The organism is Pedobacter sp. KBS0701 (assembly GCF_005938645.2).
Taxonomy (GTDB): domain Bacteria; phylum Bacteroidota; class Bacteroidia; order Sphingobacteriales; family Sphingobacteriaceae; genus Pedobacter.
Map to the genome: position 1 here is coordinate 2123949 of NZ_CP042171.1, position 14954 is coordinate 2138902.

Annotated in this window: 12 protein-coding genes; 9 read left to right on the forward strand and 3 right to left on the reverse strand. The window is 41.7% G+C overall.

Translation table 11 applies throughout. The annotated features are described in order from the left end of the window. The first annotated feature begins 48 nt into the window (after positions 1 to 48). The 8 genes from FFJ24_RS08370 (at position 49) to FFJ24_RS08400 (ending at position 10560) form a co-directional block, all read left to right on the forward strand. Positions 49 to 3357 carry a TonB-dependent receptor gene (locus FFJ24_RS08370; protein ID WP_138821060.1) on the forward strand — a complete coding sequence of 1103 codons (3309 nt, stop codon included), beginning with the start codon at positions 49 to 51 and terminating at the stop codon, positions 3355 to 3357. Positions 3358 to 3367: 10 nt separating this feature from the next. Beyond that, complete coding sequence (locus FFJ24_RS08375; protein WP_138821061.1) at positions 3368 to 5047, forward strand: RagB/SusD family nutrient uptake outer membrane protein; 1680 nt, start codon at positions 3368 to 3370, stop codon at positions 5045 to 5047. Positions 5048 to 5049: 2 nt separating this feature from the next. Next, positions 5050 to 7041, forward strand: coding sequence for an FAD-dependent oxidoreductase (locus tag FFJ24_RS08380; RefSeq protein WP_138821062.1), 1992 nt, complete (start codon positions 5050 to 5052; stop codon positions 7039 to 7041). 228 nt (positions 7042 to 7269) lie between these two features. After that, complete coding sequence (locus FFJ24_RS08385) at positions 7270 to 8154, forward strand: retropepsin-like aspartic protease (RefSeq protein ID WP_138821064.1); 885 nt, start codon at positions 7270 to 7272, stop codon at positions 8152 to 8154. Positions 8155 to 8188: 34 nt separating this feature from the next. Next, complete coding sequence (locus tag FFJ24_RS26310; RefSeq protein WP_210419544.1) at positions 8189 to 8452, forward strand: hypothetical protein; 264 nt, start codon at positions 8189 to 8191, stop codon at positions 8450 to 8452. After that, entirely contained in the window at positions 8377 to 8625 is a 249-nt protein-coding gene (locus FFJ24_RS26760) for a GNAT family N-acetyltransferase (protein WP_210419486.1), read from the forward strand. The genes FFJ24_RS26310 and FFJ24_RS26760 overlap by 76 nt, the downstream gene beginning before the upstream one ends. 571 nt (positions 8626 to 9196) lie before the next feature. Beyond that, complete coding sequence (locus FFJ24_RS08395; RefSeq protein ID WP_138821066.1) at positions 9197 to 9748, forward strand: TerD family protein; 552 nt, start codon at positions 9197 to 9199, stop codon at positions 9746 to 9748. Between the two features lie 404 nt (positions 9749 to 10152). Continuing rightward, positions 10153 to 10560, forward strand: a complete 408-nt coding sequence (locus tag FFJ24_RS08400) for a VOC family protein (protein WP_138821068.1) — start codon at positions 10153 to 10155, stop codon at positions 10558 to 10560. A 138-nt stretch (positions 10561 to 10698) separates the two neighbouring features. Here the strand turns inward: FFJ24_RS08400 and FFJ24_RS08405 are convergent, their stop codons facing one another. The 3 genes from FFJ24_RS08405 to FFJ24_RS08415 all read right to left on the reverse strand — a co-directional run bounded on the left by FFJ24_RS08405 (position 10699) and on the right by FFJ24_RS08415 (position 12644). Next, positions 10699 to 11400 (reverse strand): hypothetical protein, encoded by a 702-nt coding sequence (locus FFJ24_RS08405; RefSeq protein ID WP_138821070.1) that lies wholly within the window; start codon positions 11398 to 11400, stop codon positions 10699 to 10701. Between the two features lie 33 nt (positions 11401 to 11433). Beyond that, positions 11434 to 12117 carry a hypothetical protein gene (locus FFJ24_RS08410; RefSeq protein ID WP_138821072.1) on the reverse strand — a complete coding sequence of 228 codons (684 nt, stop codon included), beginning with the start codon at positions 12115 to 12117 and terminating at the stop codon, positions 11434 to 11436. A gap of 155 nt (positions 12118 to 12272) precedes the next feature. Continuing rightward, entirely contained in the window at positions 12273 to 12644 is a 372-nt protein-coding gene (locus FFJ24_RS08415; protein WP_246862773.1) for a VOC family protein, read from the reverse strand. Between the two features lie 295 nt (positions 12645 to 12939). Between FFJ24_RS08415 and FFJ24_RS08420 the strand changes: the two genes are divergently transcribed. Next, a complete protein-coding gene (locus FFJ24_RS08420; protein ID WP_138821074.1) occupies positions 12940 to 14769 on the forward strand; it encodes an ABC transporter ATP-binding protein in 1830 nt (609 codons plus the stop codon). The last annotated feature ends 185 nt before the right edge of the window (positions 14770 to 14954 follow it).

Below are 14954 nucleotides of genomic sequence, written 5' to 3' on the forward strand. Positions count from 1 at the left end.
AGTTAAAGTTGCATCTTAAGGAAAACCACTTATAAACTTTTAACTGTTATGAAAAAAAATCTTACCCGAAAGAGTCGGCTTTGCTTGCCAATTGTTTTTATACTGCTTTTTACAGTGGTGATGGGCGCTCAATCCCAGGCTATAGGTAAAATCAACATGGAAGGCAAAAACATCAGCTTTGCGTCGGTATTTAAGAATATTAATGCGCAAACTGGCCTTACTGTTTTCTATAGCAATAAAATTCTGAATGATTCGGAGAAAATTACCGTCAGCTTTAAGCAGGCCGAACTGGATGAAGTGCTGAATGTCAGCCTGAAAGGTAAGGGACTCAGCTGGACGGTTAAAGAAAATTATATCATTTTGCAAAAGGCCATCGCAAAGCCGGCGGCCGAAGAGCATAAACCTACGGTATTGGCCAGTCCAAAAGCAGAAGATAAAACCGGGCTCATTACTGATGAAAATGGTTCGCCTATCCCCGGTGCAGGTATAAAAATAAAAGGCAACAGCAGCGGAGGAACGGTCAGCGATCAGAATGGACGCTATAAAATTAATGCAAATGCCGGTGATATCCTTATTTTTTCCTATGTGGGTTATACACCACAGGAAATATCGGTAGGAAGCGATAACCAGATTAATGTGAAATTACTTCCCCTGAATCAGAATTTAAATGAGGTGGTGGTGGTAGGTTATGGTGTTCAGAAGAAGGTGAATTTAACGGGAGCTGTTTCACAGATTTCGGGTAAAGATCTTGCCGCACGACCTGCCGGACAAACTTCAGCAGCACTGCAAGGTATGGCACCAGGGGTTACGGTAAGGCAAAGTTCGGGCCGGCCGGGTGGCGATGCCGGTACCATCAGGATTAGGGGAATTGGAACGATCAGCGATCCTAACCCGTTGGTGATGATTGACGGGATTGAGGGCAGTATGAATAATATTGATCCGAACCTGATTGAATCTATCTCCATCTTAAAAGATGCTGCGTCGGCTTCTATTTATGGTTCAAGAGCAGCAAACGGTGTGATCCTCGTTACCACAAAAAGAGCCGCTGCTGATCAGGTCAGCATTTCCTACAACAATTATATTGGCTGGCAGGAGCCAACCAACATGCCCGATCTGGTAGATGCGCTTGACCACATGCTTTTAACCAATGAGGCTTATGTCAATACTGGCCGTACCGCTCTATATTCTGACGCACTTATTCAGAAATACCGGGAGCAGAATGGCGCCAGTTCTGATCTTTACCCGAATACCGACTGGCAGAAAGAAACCTTAACCGGCTCGGGCTTGCAGCAAAGTCATTTTTTAACTATACAGGGCGGCACCCAAAAGGTAAAGCTGCTGGGTTCATTCGGGTTACTTGACCAGAAAGGGATCATCGAAAATTCGGGTTTCAAAAGATATACCATCAGAAGTAATGCGGATATTGCTTTTTCAGATAAGTTGAAGGCCAGGATAGATCTTCAGTACGTCAATGCCATCACCACTGATCCTTCAGCAACTTCTGATGCCATTTTTCAATGGATGAACAGTATTCCGGCCAATCAGATCGGGGTGAACCAAAGTGGCCAGTGGGGGGTGGGATGGAATGGATTCAATCCCATTTCAGCAGGTAAAGAAGGGGGAGCTAACCGTACCAATGCACCTTTTGGCAGCATTAACGCAGCACTGAATTATAAGCCTGTTGAATGGTTAGAAATGGAAGCCGTTTATTCGCCAAAGTATGCCTTATCTTCATCTAAAAATTTCCGGAAAGCCATTCAGTCTTACCTGCCCAATGGGGCCACCAGCTATTTAACGCCTGCACTCAGTTCATTAACGCAATACAACAGTCAGTCTTTTTTTAACAATATGCGTGCAACGGTAACCGCATCCAAAACTTTTGGAGACCATAATCTTAAATTACTGGCCGGTGCATCAAGGGAAGACTATTTTAATCAATGGACCAATGCCTACCGCGATACCTATATTTTACCAGATTATCCTGTATTAAATGCGGGCTCTGCCCAAAACCAGCAGGCTACCGGCAGTGAAGAAGAATGGGCCCTGCAATCGCTTTTCAGCAGGTTTAACTACGTGTATAAAAATAAGTACCTTCTGGAGCTCAATGCCCGTTACGATGGTTCTTCCCGTTTTTCGGCTGGTAATAAATACGGGTTTTTTCCTTCAGCTTCTGCAGGCTGGCGCATATCGGAAGAAAATTTTATGGCCGGTTTAAAAAATGTAATCAGTGAGGCTAAACTTCGTGTATCATGGGGTAAACTGGGTAATCAGAACATCGGTACCTATCCGTCTATCACCACCATTTTGCTGGAGTCTTATACGCTTGGAAAGCAGATTGTGAATACGGCTGCTTTGAATACCCTGGCCAACAAGCTGATTTCGTGGGAAAGTACCGAGGAAAAAAATATTGGTTTAGATCTTACTCTCTTTAAGAACCTGAACATCACGGCAGATTATTACAGGAGAAGAACGAGCGACATTTTGTTACCGCTTGATATCCCCTTAATTGTAGGTTTTGAAAAACCTTATCAAAATGCCGGTGTAGTGGATAATATCGGCTGGGAGCTGGGGCTTACTTACCGGGGAAAGCTGAATGAATTTAATTACAATGTAAGTTTCAATATTTCCGACGTGAAAAATACGGTAATTGATATGCGTGGAATTAATCAGACAGGTTTAACCGTCAACCGTGAAGGTTATCCCATTGCATCGCTTTTTGGCTACCAGGCAGATGGATTGTTCGCTTCAGATGCCGAGGTGGCTACCCATGCCAAGCAGTTTGGATCAGTTAAGGCAGGTGATATCCGATATGTTGATCAAAACGGAGACAATATCATTAACGAATCAGATAAGATTGTGATGGGCAGCACCATTCCACGCTATACCTTTGCCACCAATCTAAGCGGTTCATACAAAGGCTTTGATTTTTCAGTGCTGGTTCAGGGTGTTGGCAAGGCCAATGGTTACCTGGCTGGTCCTGGTATTTTACCTTTTAATGTGGGTGGAGCTATCGGTGGCACCATCCGCGAAGACAATAAGGATCGCTGGACACCTGGCAATCCAAATGCCGCTTACCCCAGGCTGGCCTTTGGCGAAACCAATAATGAGCAGGTGTCTACCTATTTCCTGAAAGACGCATCCTATGTGAGGATAAAAAATGTTCAGGTAGGTTATACATTTCCGGTAAACATCGCACAGAAGGTTGCTTTGAAAAGGCTCAGGATTTTTGCAAATGGTTCAAACCTGGGCTCATTCGATCGCTTTTGGCAGGGATATGACGTAGAAGCGCCCGTGGGAGCCGGAAATATCTATCCACAGGTAAAGGTTTACAGTTTTGGTTTGGAAGCATCTTTTTAATTTAATACAAATGAAAAATAAAATATACTGTTCGATAATTGTTTTTTTATTAGTGGGATTATCCTCCTGCCAGAAAGATTATCTGGATAAAGTGCCTTTAAGCGGTCCTTCTGATGAAACCTATTTCAGCAACCAGGATGAGCTGGTACTGGCGGTGAATGGTTTATACCGTTATGCCAATTACGCTCCGCTGGATAACATGCCCTTGAACCTGCTCCTGGATAATGGAACGGATATAGGCTGGGACCGTAATAACGGCCCATTACAAAGCCTGGGCAAAGGAAACCAGGACAGCAATAATGGCCTCGCGATCAGCGTATGGACAGAAGCCTATCGGGTAATTGCAAAATGTAATTTTATCCTGGATAATATCGGTAAGGTTAAAGATAAATCTACGGCGGCCATCTATAACCGCTCCAGGGCTGAGGCGCGTTTTGTAAGGGCTTATACCTACCAATACCTGACCGATTATTTCGGCGGTGTCCCGCTGGTCACCAACGTGCTTACGCTCGAAACTGCCCAGGTAGCCAAAACAGAAAAGGCAGCTATTGTTGAATTTATATTAAAAGAGCTTACAGAAGCCGCTGTAGATTTGCCACTAAACTATTCAGGTGTTGATGTAGGGCGGGCTACAAGGGGTACTGCCCTGGCTTTTAAAGCCAGAACGGCATTAAATAATGCGAAATGGGCAGAGGCTGCAGAAGCTGCAAAGGCTGTAATGGATTTGAAAATATATAGCCTGCACAATAACTACGGCACACTGTTTTCCTATGCCGGTCAAAGCTCTCCTGAAATTATCTGGGCTTTCCAGTACCTCAAGGCATCCAGGATCAAAACACATTCAACACCAAATGCCCTGCTTTCCAGAAACGGACTGGGCTTTACCAACAAAGTACCGTCTCAGTCGCTGGTGGATGCTTTTCCCTGCACCGATGGACTTAACATTGACCAGTCACCACTTTTTGATCCGAAATCTCCGTATAAAAACAGAGACCCAAGGCTTACCTTTACCATCGCAGTGCCAGGCTCTATTTTTTATAATTACCAGTTTGAAACCCATCGCGACAGTGTAAAATGCTGGAATTACAATACCACTCCGGCCACACGCGTTGATAACCAGGATGCACTGAATGCCTTTGCCACTTTTACCGGCTATTGCTGGAAAAAATATGTCGATCTGGATGATAAGGCCGACCGCAGTAATTCTGAGATCAATGTGATTCAGATCCGGTATGCCGAAATACTGTTAATTTATGCCGAAGCGAAAAATGAACTTGGCCAACTCGATCAGTCGGTATATGATGCCATTAACCAGGTAAGAGCCAGACCCAGCGTCAACATGCCCCTTATACCGGCCGGACAAAGCACCGCATCATTCAGAAGCCTGGTGCGTAAGGAACGTTTGTATGAACTTGCTATGGAAGGGCTCAGGTTGTCTGATTTAAGAAGATGGCGCATCGCAGATAAAGCCATGACAGGCAATTTTTATGGCAGAGTACAAAGAGGCCTGCTGGCCGGTCCGCCACAGATCGATGAAAACGGCCTCGCCAACTATAACAATGTGGCCAACCGGGCAGATCTGAGAATTATAGAAACAAGAGTTTTTGATACAGGCAGAGATTACCTTTGGCCGATTCCAAACATTGAAACCGTGACCAATCCGAAACTGACTCAAAACCCTAAATATTAAAGATGAGTAATAAAATCAAATTGACCATTTTAGGTCTTCTGATCACTTTGAACAGCCTAAAGGCGCAGCAGAAATTATATAAAAGTTATGACGTTTGTGTTTACGGCGCTACCTCCGCAGGGGTAATGGCCGCCTATACCGCTGCGCAGTATGGTAAATCAGTCTTGCTGATTGAGCCTGGAAAACATGTGGGTGGAATGAGTTCCGGCGGACTGGGTTTAACCGATATCGGGAATAAATATGCCATTAGTGGCCTGGCGCTTGATTTTTACAGGCAGATCGGTCAGCATTATGGTAAATTCGAGCAATGGATCTTTGAACCCCATGTGGCTGAAAATATCTTTAATACTTACCTTAAAAAGGCAAAGGTGCCGGTGTTGTACCAGAACCGGGTTACGGCAGTGAAAAAACAGGGCAACGTGATTACCGAAATCCTGCTGGAATCAGCTGATCAGCATTCGGTTGGCAGCGTAAAAGCCAAAGTGTTTATTGATTGCTCCTATGAAGGCGATTTAATGGCCAGGGCCGGCGTTTCTTACATGGTAGGAAGGGAAGCCAATACCACATACGGTGAAACTTTTAACGGGGTTCAGCTCACCAATGGTCACCAGCTTCCGGATGGGATTGATCCTTACAAAGTTAAAGGCGATGCGAAAAGCGGTTTGCTCTGGGGTATCACCAATGGTCAATTGGCCGCAAAGGGGAGTGGCGACAACAAGGTACAAGCCTACAATTTCAGGATTTGTCTCAGTAACGACCCTAAAAACCGGATTCCGATTACCAAACCTGCCCATTACCAGCCAGAGCATTACGAACTGCTGATCCGCCAGATGGAAAAAAGAACCTGGAAATCTTTGCAGGATGTTTTCATCTGGAGCAGGATGCCCAACCAGAAAACGGATATCAATAACCGCAACGGATTTTCAACGGATATGATCGGGATGAACTGGGATTATCCGGATGCAGATTACCGGAAGCGACAGGAAATATGGTCGGCCCACACGGATTATACCAAGGGTTTACTTTACTTTGTGGGCCATGACCCACGCATTCCGGAATATATCCGGGCAGAAATGAACGAGTGGGGATACCCGAAAGATGAGTACAGGGATAATGAAAACTGGACACACCAGCTTTATGTGCGCGAAGCCAGAAGAATGAAAGGTGCGCTGGTAATGACCCAGCACCATTGTGAAGGCCGGGAACTTGTTCCTGATGGAATAGGCATGGCGGCTTATACTATGGATTCTCATAACTGTGAGCGGCTGGTGGTGAATGGGATGGTTAAAAATGAAGGTAATGTAGAAGAAGGTGGTTTTGGCCCTTACCCGATTGCCTACCGGGCCATTACGCCTCAAGAAAAAGAGGCAGCCAACCTTTTAGTTCCCGTATGTCTTTCAGCTACACATATTGCCTATGGTTCCATTCGTATGGAGCCGGTATTTATGGTGTTAGGGCAGTCAGCTGCACTTGCTGCGGTAAAGGCAATAGACGGAAAATCAGCGGTTCAGCAGATTGATGTGGCCAGTCTTCAGCGCCAGCTCAAACAAGATCCACTGGCAGATGGCAGTGCGGCAGATATATTGATTGATAACAGTGATTCATCCAGGGTGAAGATGGCTGGACAGTGGTCAGTACAAAAAAGGGGTGGTTATGGACCAGATTATTTCCTGTCTGACGGAAATATGGATACCAGCAGTTTCATCCGCTATTACATTGACCAGCACATTAAAGGCCGTTATGAAATCTATACCTACTATGCCAAACTTCCGGAAAGAAATGCCGTGACTGCTGTAAAAATATTTGATGGGAAAGGGCTCCGGGAAGTTGCTATAAACGATGAGGAAGTCAAAGTAGTTGGGCAGACCTCCGGAGAATGGGTGAAACTGGGCGACTTTACTTTTTCAGGAAACGGAAAACCATACGTTGAAATAAGCGGAAAGGGGAAAAAAGTAGCGGCAGATGCAGTGCTGCTGGTTTCTTCCCGTAAATAAAAGGTAATAACCTGTTATGCCTAAAAGCAGGAAGCTGATTTAAAATAGCAGGAGTCACTTTCAGACAGTTCCTGTTGTTTACAATCCCGTGCATGACCTCCGGATATACGGCCAGAAATCAAAACTGGTTAAAGCATAATTATATCAAAAATTATCATTCATTTTAATGGAAAGTTATAATTTAGCGTCCATCTAACATCCTGAAAAATATTCATCTAAATTCGCAACATGAAAGCCGCTACAATTTGTTTTTTAATTTTATTTCCACTTTTTGGTTTTTCCCAGTCTGTCAGTAAAGACGAAATCCCATTCCAACTGTTACCCTCAGGGCATCTCCTGGTAAAAGCTAAAATAGATGATGTACAGGGTAGTTTTATTTTTGATACTGGCGCTGGTGTAACGGCATTTACCAGGAAATTTTTTGATCAACTTAAACATGCTAAAAAAGAGGATGGAGGCTATACCGCTTTCAGGGCAACTGGTGAGCGGTTGGATATAGATCTTTATCATGTTCCCAATTTTGAAATGGGCCCTTTTAAAAAAGCTGAAGAAGAAATAACTTTTATAGATGCAGATTTCGGCGGCATTGATGGCATTATATCCCTAAAACTGTTAGAAAACAGACCTTTTACGATTGATTTTGAGAAAAAGGTATTAAGACTCGAATCACCTGCGTCGCTGGCCGTAATAAAAAAGACAGCTAAAAAGTTAAGCATTCAATTGGAACAATCGCGGGAAAAATCGCTTACTATTTTTTCTTATTTTAAAATAAACAATAAGCTCACTTTACAACTCTCACTTGATGCTGGTGCCGGAAAAGACGTTTACAGGCTTAATACTAAATACCTTAAGGCTTTAGATATAGATGTATCGGATACTACCCAGGTTAAAAAAATCCAAAAGAAGAGCGAAATCAATGAAACGTTTGTTTCTACTATTTACCGCACAAAATTAAAAAGTATAACGGCCAAAGATCAGCCGACTGTGTTTGTGAAGGATAACCCTGTACAGTTTGTAGATGGCCTGATTTATGATGGCATTATCTGGATCAATTGGCTGGGAAAAAGAATAACTTTTGATCTTGAGGATAAAGCCTTACTGGTAGAGCGTTAACACCTTATTGACAGAAGTACATTAATTCACAGCTATGGCCGAGAAATTAAATTATACCATTGAGGTTTGTCAAAAGGAAAACGTAAAGAATATTATCGACGGTATAAACGAATACAATTTTAAGAGTGTACCTGCACTTGCTGAGGTCTGGACGCCACTTGAGTTTGTGGCCAAAGATAAAGCAGGTATTGATATTGGCGGGATACTAGGAGGAATTGGCTGTTGGAATGGCTTAGAGATCATCTTCTTTGGGTTAAAGAGGAATATAAGCGAAAAGGACTTGGTTCACAGCTGCTAAAATATATAGAAAAGATTGCCTTAGAAAGTGGGGCAACAATTTCCATGCTGGATACTTTCGACTTTCAGGCGGAAGGATTCTATGTAAAAAACGGATATAAAGTGATAGGAGAAATAGCTGATTTTCCTAAAGGTCATAAGCGCATATATTTTGCGAAAAGATTCGATTACTAAACAGTTAAAAAGCCTTTACAATTTCATTTAATGCCGATCATGTAAACCCATTTTCCAGATTTATAAAAAAACAGGAAATGAAAAAAGCGCCAAAAATACTTTTAACCATTAGTTAAAAAAACCGTGTTCATATGCGTGTACGTGGCTAATCATTAAGATGAGTTGATTATTTGGAGCGCAGTTACTGCGCTGGTCGGTACCGGTAGTCCCGCTTTCCTTCCTGCCCCGATGAAAAATCTGTGGCATCCATTCAATCGGGGCTAAGAACAAGGGTTTCTGCCATGAAAAACCAGGCGCTGTTACATAAACCTGATAGCGCAGGTTAGCCCGGAGCCCGGTTTAAGCACTGTTTTATGTTGCCTTTTATTGAGTGCTTGCTTGTTTCTCAGGTTTCATCGGGGGAGGACTAACAGCAATAGCAGGACTGCCGCCCGCAAAGAAACACTAACGTTCGTTTTCAAAAAAATAATACACCCTTTTTACAAATACCCTATAGATATTTTTTCCCGGCCGTTGCAATAATCCTGATTTAACTTTAGCTTGCAGGCATTAAAAATCAACCTATTATTACATGGCCATTAATCTTCAAAAAGGACAACGCGAAAATTTAAAAGCTCCAAAATTTACCATCGGGCTGGGCTGGGACACTAACAATGCCGCCAGTGGTTACGATTTCGATTTAGATGCCTCGGTATTTATGCTGGGTGAAAACAGGAAATTGATTGCCGATGAATATTTTGTGTTTTATAACAATTTAACCTCTCCGGATGGCGCCCTTACCCATACCGGCGATAATTTGACAGGAGAGGGAGATGGTGACGATGAAGCAATCCATGTTGACCTTACGGTTGTAAATCCTGCAATCAGCGAATTGTGCATTGTGGTAACCATCCATGAGGCTTTGGCCCGCAGGCAAAACTTCGGCCAGGTTAAAAACTCTTTCGTACGCATTGTAGATACCAATGGTGTAGAAATTATGAAATATGAACTTGAAGAAGATTTCTCTATCGAAACCGCCGTCGAATTTGGCCGTATTTACCGCCGTAATGGAGAATGGCGTTTTGAAGCCGTAGGTGTAGGGATGAAAGGCGGACTTCAGGATTATGTAAATAAATACCAGTAATTGTTTTTTTAAAGTTAGCAGAAAAATAATTTTAAGGGTTTCGATAATGGCAACATCTGGTTTTAACTCCATGTTAATCCCATGCATCTGTTTTCAATTACTAAAAATGAGTTGATCATTCGGAGCGCAGTTGCTGTGCGTATCGGTACCGACAGTCCCGCTTTACTTCCTGCCCCGATGAAAAATCAGGGGCATCCATCCAATCTGGGCTAGGAACATGGGTTTGTCGCATGGAAAGAAATCAACGTTTCCAAAAAAAATCCGTGTGTACCGGTAGTTTATCATTAATATATTATGATTATTTAGAGAGCGAGGATATTGCTGATCAATAAAGAAAATATAAGCCCTGACAAACAGTTGTCATAAGTACCCGATACCTTCGTTGCACAATTAAAATAATAGCAATGAATTTAATATCCACCCGCATCATTACCGCCCAGGTAGAAACACTCATCAATTTTTATGAACAGGTAACAGGCTTAACTGCCATCAGGTACACGCCTGATTTTGCCGAGTTAAAAACCCAAAGCGCAACATTGGCCATTGGTAGCACACGCACTTTACAGTTTTTTGGCGGCGACAATGTTGCCCAACCTGCACAGAACCATAGTGTGATTATCGAATTCAGGGTTAATGATGTACAGCAGTGTTTCGAACAATTAGCGGAATCCTTAAAAAGCGCAATCGTACAAGAACCAACCATTATGCCCTGGGGCAATCAGTCTTTGTTATTAAGAGATCCTGATGGCAACCTGGTGAACCTGTTTACTCCGGTAACGCCCGAAGCTGTAGAAAAGTTTAAGGGTAATTAAACCCCTGTGATAAGGCGATTATTTAAAGGCTGACTGATATCTTTCAGGATCGAAATTAAAAAAGGGGTTGTCCGATCTTTTCCGAACAACCCCTTGTTTTTTTCCTATAAATAATTTCTGACCTGAATAATATTATTTTTAAAACGGATAAGAATAAAGTGTAGCGCTGATTTTAGCATCTTTTGCAATATTATAATTTCCATAGCCATAACCCAGATTCCGGTTTGTCAGGTTATATACAATAAAATCGAAAGAAATATTCGATGGCAATTTTATCGATACCAATCCGCTTGCATCAGTTACTCCTTTAAGGGCAGATGAATTGATCACATCTGCAATATTACCCGAATTAAGTTTAATATCATTGACCGGGTAAGCCACCACGCCCACATTTTTTAATGGAGATCTGTAATCGCTGCTGGATATCAATGTGAGGTTTAAAATACCTGAGAATTCAGAAACTTTAACGGTCTTTTTTTTCTCCGTATCTGCAACAACCTGAACAAATTCATCAGTACGGTATCTCACGTTATTGATAATGGCAGTATCGCAAATTACCAGGTAGTTTTTAGGCAATAGCTCAGGGAAATAAGCCACGCCGTCCTGATCTGTCCTTATTGTGGCTACCAGGGCATTAGCATTTGGGTAACTCGTGTTTAAAATGTTCTGCGCATCGTATAACGAAACTTTAGTCCCAGTCAAACCTTTCCCTGCATCATCTACAAGTTTATAACTTAATTTGCCAGAATTTAAACCATCAACTAACTTAACATTGGTAATCTTTTTACAGGACAATGCTAAAATAAACAGCCCGAACAGGACCATGATTTTACATTTCATATTATTATAAAAATAAGCGCGGTTATAATCAAACTATTGTTGATAGATGGTCATTAAATAGTTAACCGTAGCATCTTTTTGTACTGATACGCTATTATTATAATTGTATGAAGCATTGGTAACCGTATTATAAAGGTATACCGAATATTGCTTAGCTGAAGGGATTTTGAAAGTGATCAAACCGGCATCATTGGTAACTCCCGAATAATCGGCAACTTTTAAATTAGTAGCGGTAGTTGATGCGTAATTGAATTTATTTGACGGGATCATAATCACACCTATATTTTTTAAAGGTTGATTATTATTGTAAGATCTAACTGTTAATGCAAATGTTCCAGAATAATCTGTCACTTTTGTTTCCTTAGCTTTAACTGCACCAGTACGCACCTGAACATACTCCTGAACCAGGTAAGCTACATTGTTAACTTTTGCAGAATCGGCAACAAGCAGGTAATTGTTTGGATTAAGGTCTCCAAAGTCAGCCAAACCGTTCGGGTCTGTTAAACGGGTTTCTAACAGGATATTGTAGTTTGAATAATAAGTATCTGTGCGATCAAATAAAGATACTTTTACATTTGCCAATCCTTTTCCGGCATCGTCAGTTAGCCTATAGGTAAGTTTTCCGCTGGTTGAAAGTGTAACATCAACGTTAGTAGTTTTTTTGCAGGAGATAAAAACTGCAACAAGAAGAATTAAGAGTGTTAATTTTGATTTCATATACATATTTATTTTGGGCGCAAATATAGAATAATGATTGAGCAATTATTAAATATTTTTATCCAATTAAAAGACAAAACAAATAGTGATTTGATAATCAGTGGACTTAGAAAATTGTATACAAAATAAATTGCCAGATTTTAAACGAAATGTCTCTATATCCTTACGTAATAGCACATATTATCCATTAAAATCACATTAAATTTGTGCCCATCAGGATCAGTAAAAGTAAAACTATAATAATTGGCTTCATCTCTTTCCACTTGCTTGAGGATAATACCGCCGGCATTTTTAACCTTATCTGTAAATTCATTTACTTCCTCTTCAGTTTCTGCAGAAAGGGTAAAAATAATTTCACTTTTGTTTACAGGTCCTGGCGCTAAAAATTCATCTATTATTGAGCCTTGTTCAAAAAAATGGATCACAAATTTATCCCCGCCAAAAAGAAAACTGCCAATTGAGGGGGCTTTGTTTGGTCCATTGGTGGTAAAACAATGCTGTATAAAATTGATTGCTGCGCTGCGCATCTTTTATGTTATAATTGGTCCAAATTTTTGTTTTATCCGATCTGAAATTAAAATTATCGTTTAAACACGAAACCCAATAGGTGCCGGGGTCACATTTAACAGGGCTGTTTGTGCCAGAAAAATTTCGTTCCCGGTATTTTAGGAAGATTAAACAAGCAATGTAACCGGCTTAAATTTCTGAAGATATTTAAAGTATTTTTGACATTGATCCGTCTTCATTATCAAAATCCTTTTTAGTTCTAGAATGGGCAATAAAAGATGAAAATCGTATCCCAACAAGATCAACATAAAAATAATGGCAAGAAAACAGTTAAATAGTGGAAATGCACCGGGCGTTGAATTATCAAAAGCAAAAATAAACAGGAAAAGCTTGGGCAATGTGGCCCGTTTGCTTACTTATCTAAAACCCTATCGAGGCAAATTCATTGCTGCATTGTTTTTCCTCTTTTTATCAAGTTTGGTAGGATTGGCGTTTCCATCTTTTATAGGTGCATTAATTGATACCGCACAGGGCAAGCACAGCAATAATTACCTGCCCTGCACCATTCAGGGCATCTTAATGTTAGCCTTTATCGTGTTGGCATTGCAGGCAGTAGTGTCTTATTTTAGAATCTTATGGTTTGTCAATGTAGCTGAGCGCTCCCTGGCCGACATCAGGCGCGATACCTACTTTAAATTGATCACCTTGCCCATGAACTTCTTTTCGAACCGCAGGGTAGGTGAGCTGAACAGCAGGATTTCTGCCGATTTATCGCAGGTTCAGGATACCTTAACCACCACCATTGCGGAGATGTTACGGCAGTTTGTATTGTTTGTAGGTGGGATAGTTTTTATGGCCATCATTTCGAAAAAACTGGTCTTTGCGCTGCTTTTAATCTTACCCGTGATGATAGTGTTTGCTGTTCTGTTCGGCCGCTTTATCAAAAAGATTTCGCGTCAGGCTCAGGATAAAATGGCCGAATCAAACAGTATTGTTGAAGAAACCTTATCAGGCATTTCCAATGTAAAAGCATTTGTAAACGAAGCATTCGAAGCCACACGTTATAAGAATACCATCCGCGAGGTAGCAGATATTGCTATTAAGGGTGCTAAATTCAGGGGTATGTTTGTATCCTTTATTGTGCTCTGCGTTTTTGGAAGTGTACTGGGGGTGATCGGTTATGGCTGTATCCTGGTTAGTCAGCAGGAAATTACCTTTGGCGAACTTTTAAAATTTTCACTTTATGCGATGTTCCTCGGCAGTTCGCTGGGTAGTTTTCCCGAACTTTTTGCCAACCTTCAAAAAGCTGTAGGCGCCAGCGAAAGGGTACTGGAAATCTTGGGAGAGCAAGGAGAAGCTGTATCCATTACCGAAAAGGATAATGTGGTAAAGCAAAAAATAGTGGGGAATCTCGCTTTCAACCAGATCAATTTTGCCTATCCCTCAAGGCCGGAAGTTGAAGTCTTAAATAATGTATCTTTTGAGGCCAAAGCCGGACAAAAAATAGCGATAGTAGGGCCAAGTGGCTCGGGCAAATCGACTACCGCAGGATTGATACTGCAATTTTACCATCCGCAAAGTGGCGAAATCCTGTTTGATGGCAAACCTGCTTCTGCCTATTCGCTTAGGGATATCCGGAATCAGATCGCAATTGTTCCACAGGATGTGATGTTATTTGGCGGAACGATATTGGAAAACATTGCCTATGGCAAGCTAACGGCTACAAAAGCAGAAATTATACAGGCAGCTAAACGGGCAAATGCGCATGATTTTATCAGCGCATTTCCTGAAAGCTACGAAACAGTGGTTGGAGAACGTGGGGTAAAACTATCAGGCGGACAACGTCAGCGCATTGCCATTGCCCGGGCACTGCTAAAAAACCCGTCTATATTGATTTTGGACGAAGCCACTTCTTCACTCGATTCTGAATCAGAACGCCTGGTACAGGAAGCCCTGGAAGAATTAATGAGTGGTCGTACTTCTATTATCATCGCTCACCGCTTATCAACCATTCGTGAAGCCGATAGGATTCTGGTAATGGAAAAGGGACAGATTATTGAATCGGGTACACACCAGGAACTCATTAGAAGTGAACAAGGGCTGTATAAGTACCTGAGCGGTTTGCAGTTTGAGGTGCAGCAGTAAAAAACAATAGGAAGCTGTAAAATTTAAACGTTAACAACTCAACGGATACAAGAATAAGAAGCTGTATCGTAAATTGTAGTTTAATTGAATTTGTCAGGTTGAGCTTAGCCTCTAATGAGCTTGATGAAGTATCGAAACACCTCGTAAAATATTTAAAACAGGTCCTTCACTTCGACTACGCTCAG

Bases quoted from the DNA above. Each gene is read 5' to 3' on its own strand.
- FFJ24_RS08370 (WP_138821060.1), top strand. From the start codon at position 49: ATGAAAAAAAATCTTACCCGAAAGAGTCGGCTTTGCTTGCCAATTGTT.
- FFJ24_RS08375 (WP_138821061.1), top strand. From the start codon at position 3,368: ATGAAAAATAAAATATACTGTTCGATAATTGTTTTTTTATTAGTGGGA.
- FFJ24_RS08380 (WP_138821062.1), top strand. From the start codon at position 5,050: ATGAGTAATAAAATCAAATTGACCATTTTAGGTCTTCTGATCACTTTG.
- FFJ24_RS08385 (WP_138821064.1), top strand. From the start codon at position 7,270: ATGAAAGCCGCTACAATTTGTTTTTTAATTTTATTTCCACTTTTTGGT.
- FFJ24_RS26310 (WP_210419544.1), top strand. From the start codon at position 8,189: ATGGCCGAGAAATTAAATTATACCATTGAGGTTTGTCAAAAGGAAAAC.
- FFJ24_RS08395 (WP_138821066.1), top strand. From the start codon at position 9,197: ATGGCCATTAATCTTCAAAAAGGACAACGCGAAAATTTAAAAGCTCCA.
- FFJ24_RS08400 (WP_138821068.1), top strand. From the start codon at position 10,153: ATGAATTTAATATCCACCCGCATCATTACCGCCCAGGTAGAAACACTC.
- FFJ24_RS08405 (WP_138821070.1), bottom strand. From the start codon at position 11,400: ATGAAATGTAAAATCATGGTCCTGTTCGGGCTGTTTATTTTAGCATTG.
- FFJ24_RS08410 (WP_138821072.1), bottom strand. From the start codon at position 12,117: ATGAAATCAAAATTAACACTCTTAATTCTTCTTGTTGCAGTTTTTATC.
- FFJ24_RS08415 (WP_246862773.1), bottom strand. From the start codon at position 12,644: ATGCGCAGCGCAGCAATCAATTTTATACAGCATTGTTTTACCACCAAT.
- FFJ24_RS08420 (WP_138821074.1), top strand. From the start codon at position 12,940: ATGGCAAGAAAACAGTTAAATAGTGGAAATGCACCGGGCGTTGAATTA.